Source organism: Pseudomonas sp. IzPS59, assembly GCF_014863505.1.
In the GTDB taxonomy this organism is placed as follows: domain Bacteria; phylum Pseudomonadota; class Gammaproteobacteria; order Pseudomonadales; family Pseudomonadaceae; genus Aquipseudomonas; species Aquipseudomonas kribbensis.
This window is the reverse complement of sequence record NZ_CP062251.1, coordinates 5746632-5759880: the sequence shown is the minus strand read 5'-3', so window position 1 is coordinate 5759880 and position 13249 is coordinate 5746632. Positions and strand designations below refer to the sequence as shown.

13 protein-coding genes are annotated in these 13249 nt (G+C 61.0%); 5 read left to right on the top strand and 8 right to left on the bottom strand.

Annotation, left to right across the window (positions count from 1 at the left end):
* Positions 1-51 precede the first annotated feature (51 nt).
* Positions 52-1830, top strand: a complete 1779-nt coding sequence (locus tag IF189_RS25930) for an acyl-CoA dehydrogenase C-terminal domain-containing protein (RefSeq protein ID WP_134828312.1) — start codon at positions 52-54, stop codon at positions 1828-1830.
* A gap of 228 nt (positions 1831-2058) precedes the next feature.
* On the opposite strand, the gene IF189_RS25925 is transcribed toward IF189_RS25930, so the two are convergent.
* Complete coding sequence (locus IF189_RS25925) at positions 2059-2988, bottom strand: LysR family transcriptional regulator (RefSeq protein WP_134828311.1); 930 nt, start codon at positions 2986-2988, stop codon at positions 2059-2061.
* Between the two features lie 169 nt (positions 2989-3157).
* On the opposite strand from IF189_RS25925, the gene IF189_RS25920 reads away from it, so the two are divergent.
* From IF189_RS25920 to IF189_RS25905, 4 genes are all read left to right on the top strand, one after another.
* A complete protein-coding gene (locus IF189_RS25920) occupies positions 3158-4441 on the top strand; it encodes an aspartate aminotransferase family protein (RefSeq protein ID WP_192552455.1) in 1284 nt (427 codons plus the stop codon).
* A gap of 251 nt (positions 4442-4692) precedes the next feature.
* Positions 4693-5049: a type II toxin-antitoxin system RelE/ParE family toxin gene (locus IF189_RS25915; RefSeq protein WP_192552454.1), complete on the top strand. Its 357-nt coding sequence runs from the start codon at positions 4693-4695 to the stop codon at positions 5047-5049.
* Positions 5042-5362, top strand: coding sequence for a helix-turn-helix domain-containing protein (locus IF189_RS25910; RefSeq protein ID WP_192552453.1), 321 nt, complete (start codon positions 5042-5044; stop codon positions 5360-5362). Before IF189_RS25915 ends, IF189_RS25910 begins: the two co-directional genes overlap by 8 nt.
* An 87-nt stretch (positions 5363-5449) precedes the next feature.
* Positions 5450-5608 (top strand): YqaE/Pmp3 family membrane protein, encoded by a 159-nt coding sequence (locus tag IF189_RS25905; RefSeq protein WP_065259115.1) that lies wholly within the window; start codon positions 5450-5452, stop codon positions 5606-5608.
* A gap of 3 nt (positions 5609-5611) precedes the next feature.
* On the opposite strand, the gene IF189_RS25900 is transcribed toward IF189_RS25905, so the two are convergent.
* The 7 genes from IF189_RS25900 to pqqF all read right to left on the bottom strand — a co-directional run bounded on the left by IF189_RS25900 (position 5612) and on the right by pqqF (position 13229).
* Positions 5612-7420, bottom strand: a complete 1809-nt coding sequence (locus IF189_RS25900) for a S9 family peptidase (protein ID WP_192552452.1) — start codon at positions 7418-7420, stop codon at positions 5612-5614.
* On the bottom strand, positions 7386-8522 hold the full coding sequence (gene pqqE, locus IF189_RS25895; RefSeq protein ID WP_413038538.1) for a pyrroloquinoline quinone biosynthesis protein PqqE: 1137 nt from the start codon (positions 8520-8522) through the stop codon (positions 7386-7388). Before pqqE ends, IF189_RS25900 begins: the two co-directional genes overlap by 35 nt.
* A gap of 7 nt (positions 8523-8529) precedes the next feature.
* Complete coding sequence (pqqD, locus tag IF189_RS25890; RefSeq protein WP_192552451.1) at positions 8530-8805, bottom strand: pyrroloquinoline quinone biosynthesis peptide chaperone PqqD; 276 nt, start codon at positions 8803-8805, stop codon at positions 8530-8532.
* Positions 8802-9554, bottom strand: coding sequence for a pyrroloquinoline-quinone synthase PqqC (pqqC, locus tag IF189_RS25885; protein WP_192552450.1), 753 nt, complete (start codon positions 9552-9554; stop codon positions 8802-8804). The genes pqqD and pqqC overlap by 4 nt, the downstream gene beginning before the upstream one ends.
* A 21-nt stretch (positions 9555-9575) precedes the next feature.
* A complete protein-coding gene (gene pqqB / locus IF189_RS25880; protein WP_134828306.1) occupies positions 9576-10487 on the bottom strand; it encodes a pyrroloquinoline quinone biosynthesis protein PqqB in 912 nt (303 codons plus the stop codon).
* A gap of 81 nt (positions 10488-10568) precedes the next feature.
* A complete protein-coding gene (gene pqqA, locus IF189_RS25875) occupies positions 10569-10643 on the bottom strand; it encodes a pyrroloquinoline quinone precursor peptide PqqA (protein ID WP_003444522.1) in 75 nt (24 codons plus the stop codon).
* Between the two features lie 159 nt (positions 10644-10802).
* Positions 10803-13229 carry a pyrroloquinoline quinone biosynthesis protein PqqF gene (gene pqqF / locus IF189_RS25870; RefSeq protein ID WP_134828305.1) on the bottom strand — a complete coding sequence of 809 codons (2427 nt, stop codon included), beginning with the start codon at positions 13227-13229 and terminating at the stop codon, positions 10803-10805.
* Between the last annotated feature and the right edge of the window lie 20 nt (positions 13230-13249).

The following is a 13249-nucleotide window of genomic DNA, read 5'->3' as shown; positions in this document are numbered from 1 at the left end:
ACGAAATCACCCTTCCACGAATCACCTGTTTAGATCTTTGCGAGGTTTGCCATGGCTGACTACAAAGCGCCGCTGCGCGATATGCGCTTCGTCCTCAATGAAGTGTTCGAAGTCGCCAAACTCTGGGCTGAACTGCCGGCCCTGGCCGAGACCGTCGACGCGGAAACCGTTGAAGCCATTCTCGAAGAAGCCGGCAAGGTCACCAGCAAAAGCATCGCGCCCCTGAGCCGTGCGGCCGACGAAGAAGGCTGCCACTGGGCCGACGGTGCCGTCACCACGCCGGCCGGTTTCCCACAGGCCTATCAGACTTATGCCGAAGGCGGCTGGGTCGGTGTTGGCGGTGATCCGGAATACGGCGGCATGGGCATGCCCAAAGCCGTGTCGGCTCAGGTCGAAGAAATGGTCAACTCCGCCAGCCTGTCCTTCGGTCTGTACCCGATGCTGACGGCCGGCGCCTGCCTGTCGATCAACGCCCACGCCAGCGAAGAGCTGAAAGCCGCGTACCTGCCGAACATGTACGCCGGCGTCTGGGCCGGTTCCATGTGCCTGACCGAACCGCATGCCGGTACTGACCTGGGCATCATCCGCACCAAGGCCGAGCCTCAGGCCGACGGTTCCTACAAGGTCAGCGGCACCAAGATCTTCATCACCGGCGGTGAGCACGACCTGACCGAAAACATCATCCACCTGGTGCTGGCCAAGCTGCCGGACGCACCGGCGGGCCCAAAAGGCATTTCGCTGTTCCTGGTGCCGAAGTTCATGGTCAATGCCGATGGCAGCCTGGGCGCGCGTAACCCGGCGAACTGCGGTTCGATCGAACACAAGATGGGCATCCAGGCTTCGGCCACCTGCGTGATGAACTTCGACGAAGCCGTGGGTTACCTGGTCGGCGAGCCGAACAAAGGCCTGGCCGCGATGTTCACCATGATGAACTACGAGCGTCTGGGCGTCGGTATCCAGGGCCTGGCCACCGGCGAGCGCTCGTACCAGAACGCCATCGAATACGCCCGCGACCGTCTGCAAAGCCGTTCGCCGACCGGCGCGCAGAACAAGGACAAGGTCGCTGACCCGATCATCGTCCACCCGGACGTGCGTCGCATGCTGCTGACCATGAAAGCCTCGAACGAAGGTGGCCGTGCGTTCTCCACCTACGTGGCGATGCAACTCGATACCGCCAAGTTCAGCGAAGACGCCGCCACCCGCAAGCGTGCGGAAGATCTGGTTGCCTTGCTGACGCCAGTGGCCAAGGCATTCCTGACCGATCTGGGTCTGGAAACCACCGTCCACGGCCAGCAGATCTTCGGCGGCCACGGCTACATCCGTGAGTGGGGCCAGGAGCAACTGGTGCGTGACGTGCGCATCACCCAGATCTACGAAGGCACCAACGGCATTCAGGCGCTTGACCTGGTGGGCCGCAAGATCGTTGGTAGTGGCGGCGCGTTCTACAAGTTGTTTGCCAACGAGATCCGCCATTTCACCGCGACTGCCAGTGCTGATCTGGGCGAGTTCACCAATCCGCTGAATGACGCCGTCGACAACCTCGACGAGCTGACTTCGTGGCTGTTGGACCGGGCGAAGACCAACCCGAACGAAATCGGTGCGGCGTCGGTCGAGTATCTGCAAGCCTTTGGCTACACCGCTTACGCCTACATGTGGGCGTTGATGGCCAAGGCATCGCTGGGCAAAGAAGCGCAAGACGACTTCTACGCGAGCAAGCTCGGCACCGCGCGGTTCTACTTCGCCCGTCTGCTGCCGCGGATTCACTCGCTGAGCGCGTCGGTCAAAGCTGGCAGCGAGTCGCTGTTCCTGCTGGATGCTGCGCAGTTCTGATGATGTAACGTCATGTAAGCGATCTCTTACATGACGTGCTGCTGTTCTCCCATAGGCGTAGATTGGATCCAGAGCTAATCTACTTTCCATGGACGTAGCGCAGGAAGCGCAAAGCAACAACACGGACACGTAAGGATTCTGCCAGGGTGGCGGAGTGAAATGGATGTCAGGGAAACAGTCTGCAAAGCCCCGCTTCGGCGGGGTTTTCTTATGCCCGCAGAAAAGTTTTCAGCTCAGCGAATCCAGACCTGGCGCAGCTTTGAGCGGTTTTTCCTCGCGCTGCATCACTTCCTCCAGCAACGTTCGCAGCAAGGCCAATGACGCCTGCTGACGCTGCACATCGCGACACACCAGGCCCACCTTCAGCGGCACCCGGGGTTCGCTGATCGGTTTCCACATCAGGTCCTGATCGTCGTACTCCTTCTGTGAGCGCCCCGGCAACACTGTCGCCAACCGCGTGTGCGGCAGGCTGTCGAGAATCCCCACCATATTGTTCAGTTCTGCCTGTACTTGCGGGCGTCGCCCGAGGCTGGCCAGTTGCGCCTGCCAGATCTGGCGGATCTGGAATTCCTCGCCCAGCAGCAACATGGGCAATTCTGCGGCCTGGCTCATCGAGACTTTCTTGAATTCCCGCAACGGATGATCCGCCGGGATGACCAGTGTCAGTTCGTCTTCGTACAGCATTACGCCGTGCAGACCCGGCTGGCGGGGCGGCAGATAGCTGATGCCGATGTCCAGCGAACCATTGAGCAGGCGCCGCTCGATCTCCAGTCCCGTCAGTTCATAAATCTGTACTACCAGATGGGGCTGGGCCTTGCGCACCCGCTCAAGCATTTGCGGCACAAGGCTGGTGTGCACGGTTTGCAGCACACCGATCGCCAGTGTACGCAGCGCCTGGCCCTTGAAATTGCCCAGCGCTTCACGCGCCCGCTGCATGCCGTCGAGCAATGGCAGCGCGTGGTTGTACAGCGTGTGGGCGGCCAGGGTCGGCAGCAGGCGTTTGCTGCTGCGTTCGAACAGGGTGACGTCGAGGTTCTGCTCCAGATGGCGGATCTGCTGAGACAACGCGGGTTGAGAGATCGACAGGCGCTCGGCGGCACGCCCGACATGGCCTTCTTCGTAGACCGCGACGAAATAACGCAGTTGTTTGAAATCCATAAGTGATACTTATCGAAAATGCTGGGAAATCGAAATGGCTCGGCGCCTTGAAGACGCCTAGTCTAACCGCATTCACAAGGCTTACAGGGCCGGAAAGCGCAATGACCAGCGTTTGCTTCGAAAGTGTTTACATAGGCAGTTCAAAAAACCTCAATCGAGGTTTTTTTCAATGAATCTGTTCAGCTTGCGGCGCCAGACGCCGAGCCTCGATGACCTGGCTTTTGAAACCCGTGAATCGGATGCCGCTGACGGCCTGAATGCCGAGCGTCTGATGCCCAGCGTCGAGCGCCCGCAGCAGGTATTCGTTCGCGGCCAGGGTTCCTGGTTATGGGACAGCAATGATCGCGCCTACCTGGACTTTTCCCAGGCCGGCGGCGCCAACAGCCTGGGCCACAGCCCTTCGGCGCTGGTCAAAGCCATCGCCAGCCAGGCACAGGCCCTGATCAATCCCGGATTCAATCTGCACAACCGCGGCATGCTCAGCCTCGCCGAGCGTTTGTGTGCCAGCACTTCCAGCGATCAGGCGTATCTACTCAACAGTGGCAGCGAAGCCTGTGAAGCCGCGATCAAACTGGCGCGCAAATGGGGCCAGCTGCATCGCGGCGGCGCCTCGCGGATCATTGTCGCCAGACAAGGCTGTCACGGACGTAGTCTGGCGACGATTTCGGCGTCGGACAGTTGCAACCTGCACAATCGCTTCGCACCGCTGCTGCCGGGCTTCGATCTGGTGCCGTTCAACGACCTGCCGGCGCTGCATGCAGCCGTCGATGCGCAGACCGTGGCGATCATGCTCGAACCGATCCAGAGCGATGCCGGTGTCATTCCAGCGACCGAGCATTACCTCAAGGGTGTCGAGCGCCTGTGCCGTGAACTGGGAATTCTGCTGATCCTCGACGAAGTGCAGACCGGCATCGGCCGCTGTGGCACCTTGCTCGCCGAACAGTCCTACGGCGTGCGCGCCGATATCGTCGTGCTCGGCAAGGGCCTTGGCGGTGGCGTACCGCTGGCTGCGCTGCTGGCACGAGGCAAGGCCTGCTGTTTCGACTTCGGCGAGCTGGGCGGTACGCATCACGGCAACGCCCTGATGACCGCCGCCGGCCTGTTGGTACTCGACAGCGTGCAGGACCGCGCCTTCCTCGAACAGATCCGGGACAACGGCCAGCATCTGCGTGAAGGGCTCGCCCGTCTGGCCCATCGTTATGAACATGGCGAGTTGCGCGGGCAAGGGCTGTTCTGGGGGCTGACCCTGTCGGAAGACTCCGCCGAGGCCGTCGTCAAAGCCGCGCTCCATGAAGGCTTGCTGCTCAACGCACCACAAGCCAACTGCCTGCGCTTCACTCCGGCGCTCACCGTCAGTAAGGCCAATATCGACGAAATGCTCCTGCGCCTGGCCCGCGCCTTCTCCCGGGTACGCACGGCGCAACTGCAATGCCGAAAAGGGATTGCCGTCTGAGCTGAAGTTTTCCACCCGAATTCAAGAACCGTCTCGCGGTATAACGCACGCCCCACGCCTGATTCTTTTGGCGTGGGGCGTTTTTTTGTGGCCGGGTTTTGCGAGCGCGGTTTAGTGCTTGAGGGTTGGCAACTGCGGTGTTTCTTTAGTGCGCCTCGGCAAGGATTGCCGATGCCAGCAGACCAAAATTGTCGAAAGACGGGCTTTGTAATCTATACCACTGAGTGGTATGTTTTTTGGACGGGATACCGATGTCGTTCAGGTTGTTCAAGACAAAAGGTTTTGCGATACAAGCCAGCAAAGCATGGATCACCGACGAAGAGCTCCGCGAGGCTTTTGCCGAGATGCTTGAGGGTCAAGCGGACAATCTGGGAGGCGGAGTCTGGAAGAAGCGCCTGAACGAGAACCGTCACCGTTCGATTGTTCTGGCCAAAAGCGGGCACTACTGGATTTATCAGGTGCTGTTCGCCAAAAAGGATCGGAGCAACATCAATTCTGCCGAGCTGAAGGAGCTGCGCAAACTGGCGAAAGCCTATGCGCAACTTACCGAAGAGCAGATTCAAGACTTGTTGGTCATGAAGGCGTTTGTGGAGATAACTCATGAGTAAAAAATTCAAAAGTGACGTGTTTGAATCCGTTCACGAGTCGGCCAATGCCCTGTATGCAGTCGGCGCGATCAGCAAGGCAACGATGCGTGAGTTTGATGAGTCGTGTCTTGCAGCGGTTCCCGATGCGATCCCGGCGGAACAAATCAAGGCACTGCGCGAGCGGAACAACGTCAGTCAGCCAGTGTTCGCTCGTTATTTGAACACCAGTGCGTCGACCGTCAAGCAATGGGAATCAGGAGACAAGCACCCAAGCGGCATGGCCTTGAAGCTGCTCAGTATCGTGCAGAAACACGGTCTGCAAATTCTGGCTTGAATGCAATAGCACTGAACCCTGACAAACGGCACAGGTCGATTAGCTTGTATGGCTCAGTCGAGCCAGCCCCCAATCAGGAGCTGCCCCATGGACTTCATCCGCATCATCATCGCCATTATCTTGCCGCCGCTGGGTGTGTTTCTGCAGGTCGGGTTCGGCGGCGCGTTCTGGCTGAATATCCTGCTGACGCTGTGCGGTTACATCCCGGGGATCGTGCACGCGGTGTACATCATCGCCAAGCGCTGAGTTTCAGTCCGCCAGGCCCATCACTCGCCGATAGAAACGCCATTCCTGCTCCAGCGCATGGGCCTGATTGACGGCCCGGCGGAAGCCGTGGCGTTCGTCGGCGTAGTAATGCGCTTCGACCTCGATGCCGTTGTGCTCCAGGGCCGCGACCATGTCGCGGGTCTGTTGCGGCACGACCACGGCGTCCAGTTCACCCTGAAAGAAAATCACCGGTACGCGAATAATGCCGGCGTGCAGCAACGGCGTGCGGGCGGCGTAGCGTTCGGCGTCTTGCTCGGGATCGCCGATCAGGCAGTCCAGGTAATCGCCTTCGAACTTGTGTGTCGCGCGGCCAAGCGCTACCGGGTCGCTGACGCCGTACAGGCTGGCGCCGGCGCGGAACACTTGATGGAACGCCAGTGCGCACAGCGTTGTGTAACCACCGGCGCTGCCGCCGCGGATAAACGCACGCTCGCCGTCGATCATGTCGCGATCATTCAGGTAAGCGACCACCGCACAGGCATCTTCGACATCCACCGCGCCCCAGCTCAGATGCAACGCTTGCCGATAATCCCGGCCATAGCCGCTGCTGCCGCGGTAGTTGAGGTCGGCGACGGCGAAGCCGCGTTGCGTCCAGTACTGGATGCGCGGGTCGAGCATCGGGTAGCACGCCGACGTCGGGCCGCCGTGAATGAACACCACCAGCGGCGGTTTGTCATCGCCATTGATGGCCGGGTAAAAGAAACCGTGTGCTTCACCTGAACCGCTGGGATAGCGCAGGGTTTGCGGACGGCTGATGCGTTCGGGGGGCAACGGTGCGACGCCACCGGCCAGCACTTTCACTTCACGCGACTCGTGATCAATGGCGAGTACCGCTGAAGGGCTGATCGGTGAAGCGGCGATGCAGTAAATGAATTGATCATCGACCGCCAGATGACGGAAGCGACTGTAGTCGCCGGTGAAGTCTTCGCCGTTGAGTGCCAGACGACCGAAACCGCCTTCGCTCCAACTTGCCAAAAAGCCTTCGTCGATGGGCAGCCAGGTGCAGCCGCCGAGTTGCCACGGCGCCGGCGCGTGATCGGCTTCGGCACAGGGCAGCATTCGCAAACCGTCTGCGGACTCGATCCACGGCTGCCAATATCCGACACGATCAGTCAGACAGCCCAATCGGCCACTGGCATCGAAGCGCGGTTGCTGGATCGACTCTTCAATCGATTCACCAGCCACGCAACGGGGGGCAGAAAACTCGTTTTCCGAACGCTCGGAGAGCATCAAACGGGTGGACGTCCACGGCTGATGCGGACGGCTCCATTCGATCCACGCCAGGCGCTGACCGTCCGGGCTGATGATCGGCGATGCGTAAAAGTCTGCGCCTTCAACCAGCGTACGGCGGTCGCCATTCGCCAGATCGATAGCGACCAACCGATGGCGATCACCGTCCTCTTCAACGGCCAGCACCTGCCCGTTGGCAAAGTGCAGATCGCCATATCGATACTCGCCCGACGTCAATGCCACGGGCTCGCCATCCAGCGTCTGGCGATACAGCTGCTGATCCGCCTCGTTGACGAAAACCACGCCATCCGGCGTCAGACAAAACGCCCCACCGCCATATTCGTACACCCGGCTGCGCACGCTGAAACCCGCAGGCGTCAGACATTTCGCCACGCCATCGCGCCAGTGCCAGATCCGGCACGCGGCGTCTGCCGGCCGGTATTCGTTCCAGAACAAACCATGGGCGCCGAGCTGCAATTCGGCGAAATCCACGCCGGCAGCAACCGCGGCAGTGGCGCTGAAAGGCTCAGCCTTTGGCGATGAGGCGCGAGTTTCGTTCATTGCGAAAGGCCAGTTGTTCGATGGTCTGGGTGGCGTGCTCGGCTTCTTCGCGGGCCTTGAGGATCACGCCGTGATGTTCGGACTTGCTGCACACCGGATCGGCATTGCTGGCATCGCCAGTGAGCATGAAGGCCTGGCAGCGGCAGCCGCCGAAGTCCTGTTCTTTCTCGTCACAGGAGCGGCACGGCTCGGGCATCCAGTCATAACCGCGAAAACGGTTGAAGCCGAACGAGTCGTACCAGATGTGCTGCATGCTGTGGTCGCGCACATTGGGAAATTGTACCGGCAGCTGTCGGGCGCCATGACAGGGCAGGGCGGTGCCGTCCGGCGTGACCGTCAGAAACAGACTGCCCCAGCCATTCATGCAGGCTTTTGGCCGCTCTTCGTAATAGTCCGGGGTGACGAAAATCAGCTTGCACGGATGCCCTTCGGCTTCCAGCCTGGCGCGGTATTCGTTGGTAATGCGTTCGGCGCGGACCAGTTGCTCTTTGGTCGGCAACAGGCCGACACGATTGAGCTGTGCCCAGCCGTAGAACTGGCAGGTGGCGAGCTCGACGAAGTCCGCTTCGAGCGCGATGCACAGCTCGATGATGCGGTCGATCTTGTCGATGTTGTGCCGATGGGTGACGAAATTCAGCACCATTGGATAGCCGTGGGCCTTCACGGCGCGGGCCATTTCCAGTTTCTGCGCAAAGGCTTTTTTCGAGCCGGCGAGCAGGTTGTTCACTTGCTCGTCGCTGGCCTGGAAACTGATCTGGATGTGATCGAGCCCGGCCTTCTTGAAGTCGCTGATCTTCTGCTCGGTCAGGCCGATGCCGGAGGTGATCAGGTTGGTGTAGAAACCCAGCTGACGCGCTTCACGGATCAGCTCGGCGAGGTCCTGACGCACCAGCGGTTCGCCCCCGGAAAAGCCCAGTTGCGCCGCGCCCATCTCCCGCGCCTCGCGAAATACCTTGATCCACTGCTCGGTGCTCAGCTCTTTGCCCTGTTCGGCGAAGTCCAGCGGATTGGAGCAATACGGGCATTGCAGCGGGCAGCGGTAAGTCAGTTCGGCGAGCAGCCACAGCGGCAAGCCGATTTCCGGTTTGGCCGGGACTTGCACCGATGACTCAGGCAAGTTCGATCCAGTGCTGCGCACGGGCAATCTCCATGAATTGCTCGATGTCGTCACCGAGCTCGGGAACGCCGGGGAACTGTCTGTCGAGTTCGGCGATGATCGCCGCGACATCCCGCTCTCCGTCGATCAGGCCGCCGATCAGTGCGGCACTTTCGTTGAGCTTGATCATGCCTTCCGGGTACAGCAGCACGTGGCCTTTCTGCGCCGGTTCGTACTGGAAGCGGTAGCCGGGACGCCAGGTCGGGGTCTTGCTGCGGTCGAAACTCATAAGGCGATTCCTTTATGCCAGACCCGTTGATCGGTCACGCTGTGATACGGCGGGCGGTTCAGTTCGTAGGCCATGCTCATGGCATCGAGCATGCTCCAAAGGATGTCCAGTTTGAACTGGAGAATTTCCAGCATCCGCTCCTGGCCTTCGCGCGTCTTGTAGTGCTCCAGCGTGATCGCCAGACCATGTTCGACATCGCGCCGTGCCTGACCGAGGCGCGTACGGAAATACTCGTAGCCGGCCGGGTCGATCCACGGGTAATGCTGCGGCCAGCTGTCGAGACGCGACTGGTGGATCTGCGGCGCGAACAGCTCGGTCAGCGAGCTGCTGGCGGCTTCCTGCCAACTGGCGCGGCGGGCAAAGTTGACGTAGGCGTCCACGGCAAAACGCACGCCGGGCAGCACCAGTTCCTGGGAGCGCAGTTGATCCGGATCGAGGCCGACGGCCTGGCCGAGACGCAGCCAGGCTTCGATGCCGCCGTCCTCACCGGGAGCGCCGTCGTGGTCGAGCAGGCGTTGAATCCACTCGCGGCGGATTTCGCGATCCGGGCAGTTAGCCAGGATCGCCGCGTCTTTCAGGGGGATGTTCACCTGATAGTAGAAACGGTTGGCGACCCAGCCCTGGATCTGCTCGCGGGTAGCCCGACCTTCATACATCGCCACGTGATACGGGTGATGGATGTGGTAGTAGGCGCCCTTGGCGCGCAGGGCCGCTTCGAATTCGGCGGGGGACAGCGGGATGTCGGTCATTGCGGTTCTCCGGGCCATTTGTTACAGGACGATGCTCATGCCGTCATACGCCACTTCAACATTGCGCCGCACCAGTTCCGCGCGCTCCGGGGAGTCTTCGTCGAGAATCGGGTTGGTGTTGTTGATGTGGATAAGCACCTTGCGCTGCTCGGGAAGCTGTTCCAGCACTTCGAGCATGCCGCCGGGACCGTTCTGCGCCAGGTGGCCCATTTCACGGCCGGTGCGGGTGCCGACGCCACGACGCTGCATTTCATCGTCGTCCCACATTGTCCCGTCCACCAGTACGCAGTCGCTGCCGGCCATGATTTCCAGCAACGGCGCATCGACCTTGCCCAGGCCCGGCGCGTAGAACAGTTTGCCGCCGGTGCTGAGGTCTTCGATGATCAGGCCGATGTTGTCGCCCGGATGCGGGTCGAAGCGGTGCGGCGAGTAGGGCGGTGCGGCGCTGCGCAGCGGCAGCGGGGTGAAGCGCAGGTTCGGGCACGCGGCGACGGTGAAGCTCTGGTCGAGTTCGATGCGGTTCCAGTCCAGCCCGCCGTTCCAGTGCTTGAGCATGGTGAACAGCGGGAAACCGGTGCTCAGGTCTTCGTGGACCATGTCCGTGCACCAGACCTGATGCGGGCAGCCTTCGCGCAGGCTGAGCAGGCCGGTGGTGTGGTCGATCTGGCTGTCCATCAGGATGATCGCGCTGATGCCGGTGTCGCGCAGGGCACGGCCCGGTTGCATCGGGGCGAAGCTCTGGAGCTGCGCGCGGATGTCCGGCGAGGCATTGCACAGCACCCAGTTCACGCCGTCATCGGAGATCGCGATGGACGATTGGGTACGGGCCTTGGCATTCAGGCTGCCATCGCGAAAACCGGCGCAATTGACGCAGTTGCAGTTCCACTGCGGAAAACCGCCACCGGCGGCCGAACCCAGAATCTGGACGAACATGAACGCTCCATCATTTCAACGCTGAAAATAAAACGCCCCGGCGAGCCGAGGCGTTGCACTGCAATTCTGACGAGGCAGAACTCAGCGGCTGGCGAAGTACATGGTGACTTCGAAGCCGATACGCAGGTCGGTGTAGGCAGGTTTGGTCCAGGCCATCGGGTGACTCCTTCTTCAGGTGGGTGAGATAGCGCTATCCATAGGTATAGTCCACGGCAGCGCTGAGATGTTCCAAATAGTTAGGTGGCTATGTTACTCAAAATTTCAGGGGGTTTGCCCGTGAATCTTTGAGAAAGCTCCTTGCAGCCCCGGTAATGATCATTTTGCCGCTTGCCATGGCGCGCCTGGCGCAGGGTCGCTGGACAGACCGTGCCAGCCGCCCTCGGCGCGGATCAGGCGTTGTGCTGCGGCCAGTAAAGCCGGGCGATCCAGTTGAGCGATGGCGCGACGCAATTGCACCAGATAATCCGACGAGTGGCCGGCGAGACGGGCCTGCCACAGGAGCTCGGCCGCCTCTTTGCCGGACAGGACGCTGTCATCGAACTGATCGGCAAGCGTCTGGCGTTGCTGGTCAAGGCTGGCGTCATCGAGTTGTTCGATAACGGCCGGCAAGCCGTTGAGGAAGTGCTGAATGTGTTCGAGCAATTGCGCAGCGCTGGCCGTTGGCGATTGCACACCGAACAACAATCCGCTCCGGCCATGGATCTGGCGCAACCCGCTGAACACGGCATAACCCAGTTGCAGCTCGACTCGCAGGCGTTGGTAGAACGGCGTCTGGCACAGGTGCGCGAGCAGACGCCACGCGGCTTCGTCAGCGATTTCCTGGCTGGCGGTCGGGCAGAACAGCAACAAGGCGCGTTCGCTGGAAGCACTTTCGATCTGGCGCCACAGGTAACCGGTGTTGATTGCCGACGGTGCGGAAATTTGATTGTCCGGTGTGCCGGGGATGCGACTCAGGGCCAGGCCCATGGCGGATTGGGTTTGTGGGTTGAGTCCCAGCGCCAGACCGTCCCAGCGGGAAGTTGTCCATAGGTGCGCGGCGTCATCGGATTCGCCTACCGCTGGCAGGCACTTTTCGGGCAATGCCTTGAGCAGTCGGCGGATCGGTATCAGCGCAGGTTGCGGCTCGCCTTTCGAGGAATCGACGCCCACTTGTGTCAGAGATTTCAGCGCGTGCTCCAGCACAACGGGCAGCGTGTCCTGCAGACCGGTTACCTTCAGCAGCCACTGATTACCCGTGGCGCTGAAGGACAACTCGACCCCGGCCTGACGCGCGTCGTCAGAAACCTCCAGCAGACTGCGTTGCAGTTTCGCTTGCAGCTCGGCCGTGGCCGCCGCTTCCATCTGCCAGCGCACATATATCGCACCTTCGTCAGTGTTATCCGGCAGCGACTGGCTGAATTGCATCGGTGAGCGCTCACGGCGGGTGCGCGAGCGATCCTGAGCGAATGTGCGCAAGCCTCGGTGGGCGCTGGTCTGGCCACGGATCAGGCCGGCGTTGGCCAGCGGTTCGGCTGCGCGCAGGAACGGATTGGCGGCGGGCAGGTGCCAGCGACCGCTGAAGTTATCCACAGTGCCGATTTTGCCGAGAATCTCTTTGAGCGCCGCAACGGCCGATTCGGAAAAGCCGCTTTCGAGTTGTTCGCTGTCGAGCCGCGCCAGTTGCAGTGCACCGCTGACTTGCTGCTGACGCTGAAGCAGTTCCGCGTATTCCGCGCGCAATGCCAGCCAGTCCTGCTGCGCTGCGAAGAAGCTCAGCCAGTCGAGAGATTGTGCGCGGATGGCGTCGAGTGATCCGGATGCCGCAGTGAGTTGAAGATGCAGCAAAGCCTGCCCGGCAAACTGATAGAGCAAAGACGCCTGTAACCCTTGCGCCAGACCCTGCTGCTGCAAATGCGCGAGCAATCCACCGGGTTTGGCGCTGTTCAACCAGTGACAGAGAAACGCCAGCGCTTCGGCCGACGACTCCGGCAGATCCTCCAGCGCAAACAGCAGATTGCCGTGCCGCTCGCCGACCTGTTGATAACTTGCCTGCGGGTTGTCCATCAAGCGAAAGGGCGCTGCCTGCCCAGTTTTATCCCCAGGTGTCAGCGCAGCAGCAAACTGCTCGGCCAGCGTTCGCAGCTCTTCAATGTCCTGCGGTCCGACCAGGCTCAGTGTCATCTGCCCGGTGCGATAAAACTGCTGGTGGAAGTCTTTCAACGCCTGCTGAAACTCCGCTTGCTCTACTGGCAGGCTGTCACGGTTCCCGGCATGAAAGCCACGCAACGGATGCGCTGCTGACAACCCTTCGAACAGCGCCTCTTTCTGCTGAGCGGCGGTGTCCTGGGACCATGCGACAAACTCCGCCTGCAGCACTTCCCGTTCCCGCAACTGGTCGTTCGGATTCATACGCGGGTGGGCGAGCATGTCTGACAGTCGGTCCAGCCCTCCGCTGAAGGACGCTGGCGGCAACTCAAAGAAGAAATCGGTGGTGCGCTCGCGAGTGCTGGCATTTATCTGACCGCCGTGACCTTGCACGTAGGCCATCAGCCCTTGGACTGCAGGAAAACGCTCGGTGCCGAGAAACAGCAAATGCTCAAGGAAATGCGCCAGCCCCGGCCATGCCAACGGCACGTCATGACTACCGGCAGCCACCCGCAACGCGGCGGCACTGCGCTTCAGGCCGGGCACGTGACGCAGGGTCACGCGCAAGCCGTTGGCCAGGGTTTCGGTGTGGGGGCGGGGATGAGTCGGCGCAGGCATGGGCACTTCCAGAACAGTGA